This is a genomic window from Aliihoeflea sp. PC F10.4 (assembly GCF_054612275.1).
In genome coordinates, this window is record NZ_JBTSWH010000001.1 from 1,971,444 (window position 1) to 1,987,620 (window position 16,177).

Annotated in this window: 13 protein-coding genes and 2 tRNA genes; 7 read left to right on the forward strand and 8 right to left on the reverse strand. The window is 60.7% G+C overall.

Annotated elements, in window-relative coordinates:
• Positions 1-205 precede the first annotated feature (205 nt).
• Together ACX82Z_RS09895 and ACX82Z_RS09900 are read left to right on the forward strand one after the other, a co-directional pair.
• Positions 206-1,780, forward strand: a complete 1,575-nt coding sequence (locus ACX82Z_RS09895; RefSeq protein WP_459588357.1) for a trimethylamine methyltransferase family protein — start codon at positions 206-208, stop codon at positions 1,778-1,780.
• A gap of 49 nt (positions 1,781-1,829) precedes the next feature.
• A complete protein-coding gene (locus ACX82Z_RS09900) occupies positions 1,830-4,406 on the forward strand; it encodes a GcvT family protein (protein ID WP_459588360.1) in 2,577 nt (858 codons plus the stop codon).
• On the opposite strand, the gene ACX82Z_RS09905 is transcribed toward ACX82Z_RS09900, so the two are convergent.
• On the reverse strand, positions 4,407-5,099 hold the full coding sequence (locus tag ACX82Z_RS09905; RefSeq protein ID WP_459588361.1) for a phosphate/phosphite/phosphonate ABC transporter substrate-binding protein: 693 nt from the start codon (positions 5,097-5,099) through the stop codon (positions 4,407-4,409).
• A 37-nt stretch (positions 5,100-5,136) separates the two neighbouring features.
• Positions 5,137-6,168 carry a fatty acid desaturase gene (locus tag ACX82Z_RS09910; RefSeq protein ID WP_459588363.1) on the reverse strand — a complete coding sequence of 344 codons (1,032 nt, stop codon included), beginning with the start codon at positions 6,166-6,168 and terminating at the stop codon, positions 5,137-5,139.
• A gap of 163 nt (positions 6,169-6,331) precedes the next feature.
• Here ACX82Z_RS09910 and ACX82Z_RS09915 point away from each other — a divergent pair, with 163 nt between their 5' ends.
• From ACX82Z_RS09915 to ACX82Z_RS09925, 3 genes are all read left to right on the forward strand, one after another.
• Positions 6,332-7,177, forward strand: coding sequence for a helix-turn-helix domain-containing protein (locus ACX82Z_RS09915; protein ID WP_459588364.1), 846 nt, complete (start codon positions 6,332-6,334; stop codon positions 7,175-7,177).
• 61 nt (positions 7,178-7,238) lie between these two features.
• The gene (gene bmt, locus ACX82Z_RS09920; RefSeq protein WP_459588366.1) at positions 7,239-8,249 is read left to right on the forward strand and encodes a betaine--homocysteine S-methyltransferase; all 1,011 of its coding nucleotides are present in this window, start codon (positions 7,239-7,241) and stop codon (positions 8,247-8,249) included.
• Positions 8,250-8,417: 168 nt separating this feature from the next.
• Positions 8,418-8,609 (forward strand): hypothetical protein, encoded by a 192-nt coding sequence (locus ACX82Z_RS09925; RefSeq protein ID WP_459588367.1) that lies wholly within the window; start codon positions 8,418-8,420, stop codon positions 8,607-8,609.
• A 62-nt stretch (positions 8,610-8,671) separates the two neighbouring features.
• On the opposite strand, the gene ACX82Z_RS09930 is transcribed toward ACX82Z_RS09925, so the two are convergent.
• A tRNA-Asp gene (locus ACX82Z_RS09930) sits at positions 8,672-8,748 on the reverse strand.
• Positions 8,749-8,952: 204 nt separating this feature from the next.
• Here ACX82Z_RS09930 and ACX82Z_RS09935 point away from each other — a divergent pair.
• A tRNA-Val gene (locus ACX82Z_RS09935) sits at positions 8,953-9,028 on the forward strand.
• Between the two features lie 331 nt (positions 9,029-9,359).
• Positions 9,360-9,554, forward strand: a complete 195-nt coding sequence (locus ACX82Z_RS09940; RefSeq protein WP_459588369.1) for a Flp family type IVb pilin — start codon at positions 9,360-9,362, stop codon at positions 9,552-9,554.
• A gap of 69 nt (positions 9,555-9,623) precedes the next feature.
• On the opposite strand, the gene hupB is transcribed toward ACX82Z_RS09940, so the two are convergent.
• From hupB to ACX82Z_RS09965, 5 genes are all read right to left on the reverse strand, one after another.
• Positions 9,624-9,896, reverse strand: coding sequence for a DNA-binding protein HupB (gene hupB / locus ACX82Z_RS09945; RefSeq protein ID WP_459588371.1), 273 nt, complete (start codon positions 9,894-9,896; stop codon positions 9,624-9,626).
• Positions 9,897-10,093: 197 nt separating this feature from the next.
• Positions 10,094-12,502, reverse strand: coding sequence for an endopeptidase La (gene lon / locus ACX82Z_RS09950; protein ID WP_459588373.1), 2,409 nt, complete (start codon positions 12,500-12,502; stop codon positions 10,094-10,096).
• Between the two features lie 238 nt (positions 12,503-12,740).
• Positions 12,741-14,015, reverse strand: a complete 1,275-nt coding sequence (gene clpX / locus ACX82Z_RS09955; RefSeq protein ID WP_459588375.1) for an ATP-dependent Clp protease ATP-binding subunit ClpX — start codon at positions 14,013-14,015, stop codon at positions 12,741-12,743.
• 268 nt (positions 14,016-14,283) lie between these two features.
• Positions 14,284-14,928 (reverse strand): ATP-dependent Clp protease proteolytic subunit, encoded by a 645-nt coding sequence (locus ACX82Z_RS09960; RefSeq protein ID WP_459588378.1) that lies wholly within the window; start codon positions 14,926-14,928, stop codon positions 14,284-14,286.
• A 125-nt stretch (positions 14,929-15,053) separates the two neighbouring features.
• On the reverse strand, positions 15,054-16,169 hold the full coding sequence (locus tag ACX82Z_RS09965) for an NAD(P)/FAD-dependent oxidoreductase (protein WP_459588380.1): 1,116 nt from the start codon (positions 16,167-16,169) through the stop codon (positions 15,054-15,056).
• Between the last annotated feature and the right edge of the window lie 8 nt (positions 16,170-16,177).

Consider the following 16,177-nt stretch of genomic DNA (forward strand, 5'->3'; position numbering starts at 1 on the left):
AAGAGAAGGCCAGTGCTTAAGCACATTCGGCCAGACGAGACCACGGCCCAAAGAGGCCCGCAAGTGGAATTCCTAGGGCATGTCGCCCATGCTGAAAACCATCTGGCGTCCGTGTCGATTCCGTCTTCGAAAATGTCGCAGTGCCCCTAACGGCTAAGCATGAGGCGGGTCACTATGCGGCACGATTTCGTTTGAAGAGTTCTCGATGACCGATCCGTTACTATCGCCGGAAACCCAGCCAACGCAGCACGCCCGTCGCGGTGGGCGCGCCGGCAAGCGCTCCGGCGCTTTATCCGCTTTCGACCAGCCGCCCTATCGCAATCTCAAAAACCCGCTGACACCGACGAACCTTTTGTCGGTGGACGAACTGGAATCGATTCATCTCGCCTCGCTGCGCGTGCTGAAGGAGATCGGCGTCGACGTGCTGCACGATGAAGCGCGGCGCATCATGAAAGAAGCCGGCGCGGATGTGCGCGAAGGCTCGGAGCGTGTACGCTTCGATGCGGACATGATCCTCGAACTCGTCTCGCACTGCCCGAGCGAGTTCACCCTTCACGCGCGCAATCCCGCGCATGACGTTCGTTTCGGCGGCAACAACCTGATCTTCGCGCAGGTCGCCTCCGCGCCGAACTGTTCCGACCTCGACAATGGCCGGCGCGCGGGCAATCAGGCCGATTTCCGCAATTTCCTGAAACTCGCGCAGGTCCACAACATCATCCAGGCGACCGGCGGCTATCCGGTCGAGCCGGTGGATATCCATCCTTCGGTCCGGCACCTCGAATGCGGTCGCGATCTCGCGACGCTGACCGACAAGCCATTCCACATCTATTCGCTGGGGCTGGAACGCAATCTGGACGGCATCGAGATCGCGCGGCTGGCGCGCGGCATTTCGGAAGAACAGCTTTTGTCCGAACCTTCGGTCTATACGATCATCAACACCAATTCGCCGCTGAAACTCGATATTCCGATGATGGAAGGCATCATCCAGATGTCGAGCCGGGGGCAACTCGTCATCGTCACGCCCTTCACGCTGTCGGGCGCGATGGCGCCCGTCACCATCGCCGGTGCGCTCGTGCAGCAAAATGCCGAAGCGCTATCGGGCATCGCGTTCACGCAGATGGTCAGGAAGGGCGCGCCTGTCGCCTATGGCGGCTTTACGTCCAATGTCGACATGAAGTCGGGCGCGCCTGCCTTCGGAACGCCCGAATATATGAAGGCGCAGCTCGTCGGCGGCCAGCTCGCGCGGCGCTACGGCATTCCCTATCGCACGTCGAATGTCTGCGCAGCCAATTCGGTCGACGCGCAGGCCGCCTATGAAAGCGTCTTTTCGCTTTGGGGCGCGGTGCAGGCGGGCGCCAATTTCATGCTGCACTCGGCAGGCTGGCTCGAAGGCGGGCTGTGCTGCTCCTACGAAAAGATGATCCTCGACATCGACCTTCTGCAAATGGTCGCCGAATTCCTGACACCGCTCGACCTTTCGGACGACGCGCTGGCGGTGGACGCGATCCGCGATGTCGGGCCGGGCGGGCACTTCTTCGGCACCCAGCACACGCAAGATCGCTACAAGAACGCATTTTACGCACCCGTGCTTTCGGACTGGCGCAATTTCGAAACGTGGAGCCTTGCCGGCCACCCCACGGCCGTCGACAAGGCAAACCGCGTATGGAAAGAGCGCCTCGCCTCCTACGAAAAGCCGGCCATCGACCCCGCCGTTGAAGAGGCGCTCGACGCCTTCGTCGCACGGCGTATCGCCGAGGGCGGCGCACCGACGGATTTTTGAGTATGATTCAACATCTTCATTTTTCGATTCCGACCGCGAGCGTAAATCCATGAAATCTCATGCAAAGGCAGTTGTGATCGGCGGCGGCGTCGTCGGGTGTTCGGTGCTCTACCATCTGGCCAAGGCCGGCTGGAAAGACGTGATGCTGATCGAGCGATCCGAGCTTACGTCCGGCTCGTCCTGGCACGCGGCGGGCGGGTTCCACACGCTCAATGGCGACCCGAACGTTGCCAAGCTTCAGGCCTATACGGTCCAGCTCTACAAGGAACTCGAAGAGATTTCAGGCCAGTCCTGTTCGCTGCATCTGACAGGTGGCGTGATGTTGGCCGACAGCCCGGAGCGCATGGACTTCCTGCGCCTTGCTCATGCCAAGGGCCGGTATCTGGGCATGGACACCGAACTCATCACGCCGTCCGAAGCCAAGGCAATGTTCCCGCTGATGGACGAAACGAATTTCGTCGGCGCGATGTGGGACCCCGTCGAAGGCCACCTCGACCCGTCCGGCACGACGCATGCCTATGCGAAGGCGGCGAAAAAACTCGGAGCGGAGATCGTTCTGCGCAATCCGGTCAAGGAACTGACGCAGGACGCCGACGGCACCTGGAACGTCGTGACCAAGAACGGCACGATCAAGGCCGAGCACGTCGTCAATTGCGGCGGGTTGTGGGCGCGCGAAGTCGGCCGCATGGTCGGCGTGGAGCTTCCGCTTCTGGCCATGGAGCACATGTATCTGCTTACCGAGCCGATGCCGGAAGTCGAGGAATTCAACGCCCGAACCGGCCGCGAGATGATCGGCGTCATGGATTTCAAGGGTGAAATCTACACGCGTCAGGAGCGCAACGGCGTTCTGCTCGGCACCTATGAAAAGGACTGCCGGCCTTGGTCGCCGGTCAATACGCCGTGGGATTTCGGCCATGAACTGCTCCAGCCCGATATCGACCGGATCGCCCCTTCCCTCGAAGTTGGCTTCAAGCATTTTCCCGGCATCGAGAAGGCCGGTATCAAGCAGATCATCAACGGCCCGTTCACCTTCGCGCCGGACGGCAACCCGCTCGTCGGCCCGGTACAGGGGCTGACCAATTTCTGGTGCGCCTGCGCCGTCATGGCCGGGTTTTCCCAAGGTGGCGGCGTCGGCCTCGCGTTGTCGAACTGGATGGTCAACGGCGATCCCGGCTTCGATGTGTGGGGCATGGATGTCGCGCGCTTCGGCGAGTGGGCGAGCCTGCGCTATACCAATGCGAAAGTGCGCGAGAACTATTCGCGACGTTTCTCGATCCGCTTCCCCAACGAGGAACTGCCCGCCGCTCGGCCCGCGCAGACGACGCCGCTCTACGACGTCATGGTGCGCGACAACAACGCCGTCATGGGCGATTCATGGGGTCTTGAGACGCCGCTCTGGTTCGCACCGGAGGGCACCGAGCCGAAGGATGTCGTCTCGTTCCACCGCTCGAACGATTTCGAACATGTCGGCAACGAGGTGCGGGCGACGCGCGAGCGCGTCGGCGTGACGGAGATCGCGAATTTCGCCAAATATGAGGTGCAGGGTACGGGCGCGGAGGACTTCCTCAACCGTCTGATGACCAACCGTATGCCGAAGACCGGCCGCATCGTTCTGACCCCGATGCTGAATGAATTCGGCAAGCTGATCGGTGACTTCACCATCGCCAAGGCGGATGAAGACCGCTTCATGGTGTGGGGTTCGTCGGCGGCGCAGAAATATCACATGCGCTGGTTCGAAAAGCATCTGCCGAAGGACCGCTCAGTTCGCATCATCCGCTTCGACCAGACCATTGTCGGACTGTCGATCGCCGGCCCGCGATCACGCGACCTTCTTCAAAAGCTTGTCGACGAGGACGTGTCGAATGCCGCGTTCAAATTCATGGATTATCGCGAGATTGCCGTGGCCGGCGCGCCCTGCATGGTCAACCGCATCTCCTATACGGGCGATCTCGGCTACGAAATCTGGCTGGAGCCAGCCTATCAGCGCCGCGTCTATGAGGCGATCAAGCGCGAAGGCGAGGAGTTCGGGATCGTCGATTTCGGCATGCGCGCGCTTTTGTCCATGCGCCTTGAAAAGAACTTCCCGACCTGGTTCCGGGAATTGCGGCCAATCTACGGGCCGTTCGAAGGTGCAATGGACCGTTTCATCAAGATGGAGAAGAACGATTTCATCGGGCGTGACGCCGCCGCGAAAGAACAGGGTGACGGCCCGAAGCTGAAGCGCGTCTCCTTCGTCGTCGACGCACTCGATGCCGACGTGATGGGCGATGAACCCGTCTGGGCGAAGATCAACGGCACCGATTACGGCACTGTCGAGCCGCCGCATGGCTTCGGCGCGGCGCGTTTCAATGCCGAAGGCAAGGACGTCACCGGCTCGCAGGCGGCAACCGACGCGTCGGCCGTTCGTGGCATCAGGGATGGCGAATGGTCGGTCGTCGGCTGGGTCACATCGGGCGGCTACGCGCATTATGTCGGCAAGTCGATGGCGCAGGGCTATGTGCCCGCTGCACTCGCCGACGACGCAAGCGACGGGATGTTCGAGATCGAGATTCTCGGCCAGCGCCGTGCAGCGACGATTGCCGTCGAACCGCCTTTCGACCCGGCCGGCGAGCGCATGCGCGGCTGATTACGCGACGATCAGCCCCGCATCGAGAAGGGCCGCACGCATAACGGCCGCCTTTTGCGGGGCGGTCGATACGCTCGTAATATAGGGCAAGCCATTACGTGGGCTCGTCCACCCCACCGGAACGAGGGGTGTGGCGGCAGGGTCGTGACGTTTGGCCAAGGCCCAGCTTTTACAGTCGATGGCGCAGAAATCCGCGCGCCCTTCTGCGACGGCACGAATGGAAGCGCGGTGGCCACCCGTTGGCACATGCTTCTGGAAATCGTTCAGCGTGCCGAGATCGCCATGCAGCGCCAGATAACCGGACATAGAATCGGGCTGGTTGTAGGCGAAACGCCCGCCGCGCAGCAGATCGTGGCGGTCTGCGATCAGCACATGCGGCGCGACCGCTTCGCCCTCACGCATGAGGATCACGCTGCGATAATGCGCCCCCTCGCCGCCCTCGACATCCGAGTAATCCGGCTGACCGATAACGTGCACATAGTCCGAAAGGCCATCCTCCATCGGCCCCCAGCACGTCTGCGCGAAAAACAGGTTGGGACGACGCCAGAAGGCGTGAAGATTGCCCGTCCTGCGCGTGAGCTTGTCAGGCGCATCGATACCTGCATTGCGAAATGCGCTGCGGATGGAGCCCCATAGCGCATCGGTTTCACCGTGAACCTCGGGCCAGTCATACATCGGGAGAGAAGCGATCATGACTACTTATGCGTGCAGCCGAAGGCCGGGATCAAGCCTATTCCTTCGATGGTTCGGCCGGAACGGGCGCGCTCCCGAAACTGTGAACGGAATGCTGGCGTACACGTGGACGAAACGCCCTTCCCGGCTCTGGCGTCCGGCGCAACACCGGATGGACGACCGCTTCCTTGGGCTTCAGCGCAAAAGCGCGGAACAACGCGAAATAGCTCGGAAAGACATATCCGCCATTCATGCGCACCCAGTCCTCGCGCCGAGCGCGAAAGATGTGCGGCAGTTCATACCACGGCACGGTGGGCTGCTTGTGATGAACCAGATGAAGGTTGTTGTTGAGAAACAGGAAGGCGAGCGGCGAGTGCTCCACGATGATCGTGCGTCCGTCGGGGCGCTCCGACCATTGATGCTCTGCGAAGGTCCGGATCGCGATGATCGACTGCCCCAGATAGACCGGCACCAGATAGAGCCAGAGCGGAATCTCGAATGCGAAAACGAGGATCGGCAGAAGAACTGCCAGGCCGACCAGATGATGACGCCAGGCGCGCTGGGCGGCCGGATCTCCGGATCGAAGCAGCTTCCAATCAGACAGAATGAACGCCACATTCGAAATCGCGGGGCCGATCACGAAACGCCCGATCATCGTGTTGTTGAAGACGAGCAAAGATTGCAGGACAGGTGGCATCTCCCGATGCTTCCACAAAGCCTGATACCAGCTTTCGGGATCGTCAAACGGGTCCGTCAGGCGTTCATCGGCATGGTGGCACAGATGCAGTTTCTTGAACCGGCGATAGGGATAGACGAGCCCGATGGGCAGCCCGATCAGAAATTCGTTTACAAGCGCATTGCGCGTCGGGTGGCCATGCGCGGCCTCATGCATAAGTGAAGACTGCAGCGCGACCGTTAGCGTGAGCAGGACGATGGCGAGAAACGGCGAATAGGCCCAGCCAACCGTGCCGGCGGCCAGCCACATTGCGTAGCACGTGACGATCAGCGCCACTGTTGGCCATTCGATCTTTGTCGCGCGGATCGCTCCCTGTGTGCGGATATCTGCGCTCGATGTCCCGTTCCTGCTCATTTGTCTCCATCGCCCCCAATGCGATTCACAGGCCTTATTCCTGCTGACAAATGCTGACACCAAACGTCGGTCTAACAAACGATATAACGCGCACAAAACGTTGCGAGTGAAACACATTGACCGCGTATGTTTCGTTTTGTCACCATTCATGGCAATATATGGAATGGATAAGCGTGATCTCTCTGCCGTCTTCCGCGAACGCCTCAAGCTGCTTCTAACGCGACACGGGCGCAATCAGTCGACCTTCGCCGCCAGTGTCGGCATCGATCGGTCGGCCCTTTCGCAGCTTCTGGCAGGCCAGTCGACGCGACTGCCTCGCGCCGAGACGCTTCTCAACATCGCCGAAACCTATGGCGTCTCACTCGACTGGTTGATGGGCCTCAGTCAGGACGAAGGACTGGCGTCGGAAATTCGCGAGAGCCTCGAAATCGAGGAAGGAACGGGCGGCTTCGACCACACGCTGCTGGCGGCATGGCATGCCGAAGCGGCAGGGGCGAAGGTACGCTACGTGCCGGCGGGCATTCCCGACCTTCTACGCTCGGATGCAGTCATCGCCTATGAGGCCGGCATCACGCGCAGGAACCGCGAAAACCAGATCGACGAGAAGGATTATCGGATCGGCTACAACCGGCGGCCCGAGACGGATATGGAAGTGTGCATGCCCCGCCATATGCTGGAAATCTTCGCCAAGGGGAACGGCGTCTGGAGTGGCCTGTCGGATATCGATCGCCGCGCGCAACTCGATCACATGGCGCAACTGATCGACGATCTTTACCCGAGTTTCCGGCTCTATCTCTATGACGGGCGCCAGCGCTATTCGATCCCCTACACGATCTTCGGGCAGATCCGCGCGGCGATCTTCGTCGGCGATATGTATCTGGTTCTGAACGCCGTAACGCCTATCCAGAAACTGACGCGCCATTTCGACAATCTCATCCGTGCGGCCGAAATCAACGCCCATGAGACTGCGGCCTATTGCAGAGAATTGAGCCGCTCACTGGCCGATTGACGGATATAAGGAAAACTTTATATCCTTCGATATTCTCCATCATCGAAAGCGAGCGCCTTCCATGGTCAACCCGATCGACGAACTTATCGCGCAAAAGGGCGTGCTGCTGGCGGATGGCGCGACCGGAACCAATCTTTTCTCCATGGGCCTAGAAGCGGGCGACGCGCCAGAGCTTTGGAACGAGACGGCTCCCGAAAAGATCACCGCGCTTCATCAGGGCTTCGTCGATGCCGGCGCGGACATTATCCTCACCAACTCGTTCGGCGGCACACGGCACCGGCTGAAGCTGCATCACGCCGAGGGGCGCGTCGACGAACTGAACCGAAAGGCGGCCGAGCTTGCCCGCTCCGTCGCGGATCGGGCGGGCCGTCGCGTCATCGTCGCAGGGTCCGTCGGTCCGACCGGCGAGCTTCTGGAACCGCTCGGCGCGCTGACCTATGACGAAGCGGTCGAAGCCTTTGCTGAACAGATCGCGGGCCTGAAGGAAGGCGGCGCAGAAGTTGCCTGGATCGAAACCATGTCGGCTCCCGACGAAATCCGCGCGGCGGCCGAAGCCGCCATCAAGGTCGGCCTACCCTATACATATACGGGATCGTTCGACACCGCCGGGCGTACCATGATGGGGCTTGCGCCGCAGGCCATCCACGACGTCGGCGATCAATTGGCGGAAAAGCCGATCGCGGTCGGAGCCAATTGCGGTGTCGGTGCTTCCGACATCCTCGCCTCGCTCCTCGACATGAGCGCCGCGCGGCCCGACGCCACGATCATCGTGAAGGGAAATTGCGGCATTCCTGAATTTCGCGGAACGGAAATCCATTATTCCGGGACGCCGGAACTGATGGCCGACTATGCGCGCCTTGCGGTCAATGGCGGCGCGAAGATCGTCGGTGGATGTTGCGGAACGTCCTTCACCCATCTGGCGGCGATGCGAAAGGCTCTCGACGAACACGTGAAGGCCGACCGGCCCGACGTCGGGGCGATCGAGGCGCGCATCGGACCGCTACGCAACAAGACGGCCGCGCAAAGCGGCAGCGAAGGCGTGCGAAAGGAACGTCGCCGCGCACGCGGCTGACGCCCCTTGTCGTGCCTTAGGGGCGTTCCTATATGCGCTTCTACAAGAGATCGTCTCCGGCCGGTGACCACGGATGTACTGGCACCACTGTCGAGACAATGAGGGTCGGGCCAAAAGCCCGGCCTTTTTGTTTTCGGGGAGATCACGGGCTATGAGGAACGCAAACGGATGATCGACAATCCGGGCAAGCGGATAGCCTTCGGTTTTCTCAAGCTCTTCGCCGGCATCGCGATCGCGTTGCTTCTTCTGACGGAGTTGATCGACAACAGAACCGAGCCGGATACGGCAGGCTCGAATATCGAAACCAGCCAGCAGCAAGAATGGTTGTCGTTGGGACAGTCACACCAATACGAAAAGTAGAAACTAGGCCAGAAAAAAGTTGAAACTTTTGAAGGCGGGAACGCTGAAAGCGTTGGAAAGAATGGCGCGAGTGACGGGGCTCGAACCCGCGACCTCCGGCGTGACAGGCCGGCACTCTAACCGACTGAGCTACACCCGCGCTTTGCGCCAGCCGCCTGTCGTGCGGCCCGCGTGGTGGCTGAATTAAGCGGTTCGGCATGAGGTGTCAAGCGCGCAGAACCCGTCCAAGCGCAGTTTCAGCCGCCTAAGCATACGACGCTGCGGAAGCGAACGGAAACGTCGGGATGAACGGCATCGAAGGGCTTGCGTGCCACGACCAAACACCCTAAAGGTTCGCCCCGTCGGGCGATTAGCTCAGTTGGTAGAGCGCTTCGTTTACACCGAAGATGTCGGCAGTTCGAGCCTGTCATCGCCCACCATTTCCCCTTCCCGACAGTTCCCCTCCGCCTTAAGGCTCTACGCTGTGCCAAGTACGGGACGCACGCGTATGTCGCCGCGCGTGACAGCCTCAGCCCCTTTCATGACACCGACCGCCACGGCGAGAAGAAACGCCTCGTTTCTTGCAGAAGCTTTCTTCAGTCAAAGTCGATCATATAAACTTTTAGATATTATTCCGTACTTAACCATGCGCAGTGTAAGGAGTTGTTAACGCTCCAGATTAAGCAGATCGCAACACGGCTCAGGTAGTTTCGCCTTGTCACAAAGAGGGGGCACAAGCCCCACCAAACGGGGGCAAGGAGCCCAGATCACATGACGAACCTTCTGAAGCGCTTCCAGAACGACGAATCCGGCGCAACCGCCATCGAATACGGCCTGATCGCCGCACTGATCGGAGTCATGGTTATCGGAGGCGCAACGATGATCGGTCAGGGTCTCGACAGCACATTCAAGGAAGTGGCCGGAAGCCTGCGTCCCGCGGCTGGCGGCGGCGATACCACCGATTAATCCGCAATACGTCAAAAAAACCCCGGCGAAAGCCGGGGTTTTTTTATGCTTGGAACTGAGGACAGTCGATCAGTTCACGTTGTCCTTGAGGCCCTTGCCGGCCGAGAACTTCGGCACGTTGCGGGCCGGGATCTGCACCTCGGCGCCCGTCTGCGGGTTGCGGCCGGTCGAAGCTTCGCGGCGCGAGACCGAGAAATTGCCGAAGCCGACGAGGCGCACATCGCCGCCCTTCTTGAGTTCGCCGGAGATGGCGGAGAACACTGCGTCGACAGCCGACTGAGCGTCGGCCTTCGACAGGCTGGCTTCTTCGGCAACCGCGGCGATAAGCTCGTTCTTGTTCATCAAAAAATTCCTTTCGTTTGAAAGGCCGGAAAACTGGGTTCTGCCGGCAGCGGCGGAGTGTAGACACACGTACCGTCCACAACCAAGCAAAAGCTGGCCTTGGAGGCGCAAAATCCCACCTTTTCCGGGCTTTTTCAACGAAAAAGCCGGGCACAAGGCCCGGCTTTCCGATTTATCAGACGGTTTTTACGGCCCGATCAGTGCGCGAGGCTTGCCGTGGCCGAATCGTCCGCCGACACCGCAGGCGCGGCAGCGGGTTCGACCCACTCGATCGGCTCGGGCGTACGCACCAGTGCGTGCTCCAGAACCTCGCCAACGCGGCTGACAGGCACGATCTCGAGCGCGTTCTTCACGTTCTCGGGGATATCGGCCAGATCCTTGGCGTTCTCCTCGGGGATGAGAACCTTCTTGATGCCGCCGCGAAGCGCCGCCAGAAGCTTCTCCTTGAGACCGCCGATCGGCAGCACCCTGCCCCGGAGCGTGACCTCACCCGTCATGGCGATGTCCTTGCGGACCGGAATACCCGTCAGAACCGAGACGATGGCCGTCACCATCGCGATGCCGGCAGACGGACCATCCTTGGGCGTTGCGCCTTCAGGCACGTGGACGTGAATGTCCCTGCGGTCGAAGAGCGGCGGCTCGATGCCGAAATCGATGGCACGGGAGCGGACATAGGACGCCGCCGCCGAAATCGATTCCTTCATCACGTCCTTCAGATTGCCCGTCACCGTCATCTTGCCCTTGCCGGGCATCATGACGCCTTCGATCGTGAGCAGTTCGCCGCCGACTTCCGTCCAGGCAAGTCCGGTCACGACGCCGACCTGATCCTCGCCCTCGACCTGGCCGAAGCGATAGCGCTCGATGCCGAGATAGTCGGACAGGTTTTCGCGCGTGATATGCACGGCCTCGACCTTCTTGCGAAGAATCTCGGTTACCGCCTTGCGCCCGAGCTTCATCAGCTCGCGCTCGAGGCTGCGCACACCGGCTTCACGCGTATAGACCTGAACGATCGCGCGGATCGCATTATCGTCAACGGAGAATTCCTCCGTCTTCAAAGCGTGATCGCGGATCGCCTTGGGCAGCAGGTGCCGCTTGGCAATCTCGACCTTCTCGTCTTCCGTGTAACCGGCGATACGGATGATCTCCATACGGTCCATGAGGGCCGGCGGAATGTTCAGCGTATTCGCCGTCGTCACGAACATCACGCTCGACAGGTCGTATTCGACCTCGAGGTAGTGATCCATGAAGGACGAGTTCTGCTCCGGGTCCAGCACTTCGAGAAGCGCCGAGGAAGGATCGCCACGGAAATCCTGGCCCATCTTGTCGATCTCGTCGAGCAGGAAGAGCGGGTTGGACTTCTTCGCCTTCTTCATCGACTGGATGACCTTGCCGGGCATCGAGCCGATATAGGTGCGGCGGTGACCGCGAATCTCGGCCTCATCGCGCACGCCGCCGAGCGCCATGCGGATGAACTCGCGGCCGGTCGCCTTGGCAATCGACTTGCCGAGCGAGGTCTTGCCGACACCGGGAGGACCGACAAGGCACAGGATCGGACCCTTGAGCTTCTTCTGGCGGCTCTGAACGGCCAGGTACTCGACGATGCGCTCCTTGACCTTGTCGAGACCGAAATGATCGGTGTCGAGTACGTTCTGCGCGAAATCGAGGTCGCTCTTGACCTTGGAGGGCTTGCTCCACGGGATCGAGAGCAGCCAGTCGAGATAGTTGCGCACGACTGTGGATTCGGCCGACATGGGCGACATGGTGCGCAGCTTCTTCAGCTCCGCATCCGCCTTCTCGCGCGCTTCCTTCGTCAGCTTAGTCTTCTTGATGCGCTCTTCCAGTTCGGCTGCCTCGTCGCGGCCGTCTTCGCCCTCGCCGAGTTCCTTCTGGATCGCCTTCATTTGTTCGTTGAGGTAGTACTCGCGCTGCGTCTTCTCCATCTGGCGCTTGACGCGCGAACGGATACGCTTTTCCACCTGAAGGACGGAAATCTCGGCTTCCATGAAGCCCATGGCCTTTTCGAGCCGTTCGCGCACGGAAAGCGTGGCGAGCATTTCCTGCTTCTCGGGAATCTTGATCGCCAGATGCGACGCAATGGTGTCGGCGAGCTTCGAGTAATCCTCGATCTGACCGGCCGCACCGACGACTTCGGGCGAAATCTTCTTGTTGAGCTTCACGTAGTTTTCGAAGTCGGAGACGACGGAGCGCGACAGCGCCTCGATCTCGACTTCCTCATCATCTGGCTCGGCGAGAATCTCGGCCGTCGCCTCGTGATAATCCGAGCGATCCGTGAAGGACGTGATGCGCGCGCGGGCCGAGCCCTCGACCAGCACCTTGACCGTGCCGTCGGGCAGCTTCAGAAGCTGGAGCACGCTCGCGACAGTGCCGACATCGTAGATGCCGTCGCCCTGTGGCTCGTCATCGGCGGCATTTTTCTGGGTGGCGAGCAGAATCTGCTTGTCCGATCCCATCACCTCTTCGAGTGCCTTGATCGACTTTTCGCGGCCGACGAAGAGCGGAACGATCATGTGCGGGAAAACGACGATGTCGCGCAGCGGGAGGACTGCGAAAACCGTCTGGTCGGGGTTGCCCGATAAATTGGTCATATTCCAACCTTTCTGTCCGCAACCGCCGAACGCGGCCGGTCGCGAATCTCAGTGTAGCGGCCCCAAAGCCTTCCGCCCATTGCGATCGAACATCGCACACCGTTTTGTGGCACGGAAGGATTGCGCCTGAATATTCATTAGGTGGCGTCAATCGAACGCCAGATCAAGACGCAGCATGACGCAAGGTAGCGTTGCGTCCGAGGCATGGCCGGCGCGGGTTTGCCCCGCGCCGTTCAAGTCATGCGCTGGCAGAGCCTTTTTCGGCTTCGCGCTCTGCATAGATGTAGAGCGGACGGGCCGAGCCCTGCACGACGTCGTCCGAAATGACGACTTCCTGCACACCTTCGAGCGCGGGAAGCTCGAACATCGTGTCGAGCAGGATCGATTCCATGATCGAGCGAAGGCCGCGTGCGCCGGTCTTGCGCTCGATCGCCTTCTTGGCAATCGCCGACAAGGCGCTCTCGTGGAACGTCAGCTCGACATTCTCCATCTCGAACAGGCGCTGATACTGCTTGACGAGCGCGTTCTTCGGCTCGGTCAAAATCTGGATCAGCGCCGGCTCGTCAAGGTCCTCGAGCGTTGCCAGAACCGGCAGACGGCCGACGAATTCAGGAATGAGACCGAATTTCAACAGATCTTCCGGTTCCACCTGGCGGAAAAGCTCACCCGTACGGCGATCTTCCGGCGAGGCGACATTCGCGGCAAAGCCGATCGATGTCTTGCGGCCGCGATCGGAAATGATGCGATCGAGACCGGCAAACGCGCCGCCACAGATGAAGAGGATGTTGGCCGTATCAACCTGCAGGAATTCCTGCTGCGGATGCTTGCGCCCGCCCTGCGGCGGAACGGAAGCGACGGTGCCTTCCATGATCTTCAAAAGCGCCTGCTGGACGCCCTCGCCCGACACGTCGCGCGTGATCGACGGATTGTCCGACTTGCGGGAAATCTTGTCGATCTCGTCGATATAGACGATGCCGCGCTGGGCCCGCTCGACATTGTAGTCGGCCGACTGAAGCAGCTTGAGAATGATGTTCTCGACATCCTCACCGACGTAGCCGGCTTCGGTCAGCGTCGTCGCGTCCGCCATGGTGAACGGCACGTCGATGATGCGCGCCAGCGTCTGGGCGAGGAGCGTCTTGCCGCAACCGGTCGGGCCGATCAGGAGGATGTTCGATTTCGCCAGTTCGACGTCGTTCGACTTCGAGGCATGCGCCAGGCGCTTGTAGTGGTTGTGAACGGCGACCGACAGGACGCGCTTGGCGTGCGGCTGACCGATCACGTAATCGTCCAGAACCTTCAGGATTTCCTGCGGCGTCGGCACGCCCTCGCGCGACTTCACCATCGAGGATTTGTTTTCCTCGCGGATGATGTCCATGCACAGTTCGACGCATTCGTCGCAGATGAAGACCGTCGGGCCTGCGATCAGCTTGCGCACCTCGTGCTGGCTTTTGCCGCAAAACGAGCAGTAGAGCGTATTCTTGGAATCGCCACCGCTGTTGCTGATCTTGCTCATTTGGTACGTCCTTTCGGCACCGGTACTCGGCCCCGCCCCAACACGGCGCCGAATCTGAATTCTAGGGCGGGCGGACCCGCCTGCCAAGAATGTCGCGTCAGTGAACCCAATTCGTGTCTTTATGCCAAACGCGAATTGGCGTTCTCCCCGCAAATCCCCAGCAAAAATATAAGCCTGCTTTCGTTGAATATAGGCTTAATCCAACGACGTCGCTTCGAGGGAGCAGGCGATTGTGACGGAATTGTCGCGCCTGCCGGTCAAAACCGCGTCATTTGTTCGCCGCGTCCTTCACTTCCGCTTCGACCGCCTCGCGCTCGGAGATCACCTTATCGATCAGGCCCCACGCCTTGGCTTCGTCCGCCGTCATGAAATGGTCGCGGTCGAGCGTCTTTTCGATCGTCTCGTAATCCTGACCCGTATGCTTGACGTAAACCTCGTTCAAGCGGCGCTTCAGCTTGATGATGTCCTGCGCGTGACGCTCGATGTCGGACGCCTGGCCCGAGAACCCGCCCGAAGGCTGATGCACCATGATGCGCGCGTTGGGCGTTGCAAAGCGCATGTCCTTGTGGCCCGCGCACAGGAGAAGCGAACCCATCGAGGCCGCCTGTCCGATGCACAGCGTCGAGACGGCAGGCTTGATGAACTGCATCGTGTCGTAGATCGCCATGCCGGACGTGACCACGCCGCCGGGCGAATTGATATAGAGCGAGATTTCCTTCTTCGAATTCTCGGCTTCGAGAAAGAGAAGCTGCGCGCAAACGAGCGTCGCCATGCCGTCCTCGACGGGGCCGGTGATGAAGATGATCCGTTCTTTCAAAAGGCGCGAGAAGATGTCGTAGGCGCGCTCGCCGCGGTTGGTCTGTTCCACCACCATCGGAACGAGGCTCATATAGGTTTCGACGGGGTCTCTCATGTGTCTTCCTTCAAGGGATAAGCGGCCCGGACGGACCGAATCTGGATGGTCGTCATATCGCCATAAATAGGATGGGCGGTTCGGCTCGCGCAAGAGCGCTCGACGCGCTCTTCGAGCCAGCCCGCTCAAACCGCTTTCGGCGCCTCCTCGGCGCGCAGCCATTGACGCAAGGTCGCGATGTCGCCGCTTTCCGCCGCGTCGGCCACACGCCTGCCCACGGCAGCACCGAACTTGTAGCCATGACCGGAGCACGCCGACACCACGAGCGCGTGGCCGATGGCGGCACCATAGAACGTCTCGTCTCGCGTGAACGTATAGACACAGCTCATTACCTCCGAGACGCCATACTCATCGAGGCGCGCGATCGTCGGAGCCATGCGCCGACTGATTTCTTCACCCTCGCCCGGCCTCGCGTTACGGTCGGCGTCTGGATCATCGGTCGCGCGTTTGTGAAAGCCGGTGCCGAACTTCAGTCCGCCATCGCCGCTCGGCGGGATAAGATAGCCCTCACCCGCTTCGCCGATACCAAGAAGCGTCGGCGCGCGCTCCCATGCTTCGCGCAAATCATCGGGCGGCGTCATATAAGCCACCGCCGTGCGATAGGGCTGCAGATCGACCGCCAGATCGGGAAACAGCGACAGAACCCAGGCACCGGCTGTGACCACGAGTTGATCGCTCTCTACGATCGACCCGTTTTCCAAGGTGACCGTCGCGCCATCGACGTCGACAGAGACGACCTTGCAGTTCTCTCGCACATCCGCGCCATTCGCGCGCAGCCATTCGCAAAGTCCATTGGCGATGCGCCGGCAATGCAGCGCGCCGCCTTCCGTGGAGAGAAGCGCATAGCGCAGTCCCTCCGGATTGAGGAACGGCCAGCGCCTTGCCGCCTCCCCAGGCTCCACATTTTCGAAAGGATGGCCTCCGGCAACCAGTCCCGCGCGGCGCGTGTCGCCCGCGTCGCCCTCCTCATAGGATGCACACAGGAAACCGCGATTGTCGTAATGGCTCTGGCCGAGATCGCGCCAAAGCTCCTCCCATGCGGCGAACGCTTCGTCGATCTGCGTGGCATAGCCCAGATGCGCGCCGTAGGCACGGCGGATGATGCGATGATGGTCGCCCGACGCGGCCAACGGGTTGGGGATCGGCCCCTGTTCCACGATCGTGACTTCGTGACCGCGCTTGGTCAGCGCCCATGCCGTCGACAGCCCGGATATTCCCGCGCCGACAATAATGACCTTCATCAAAATTC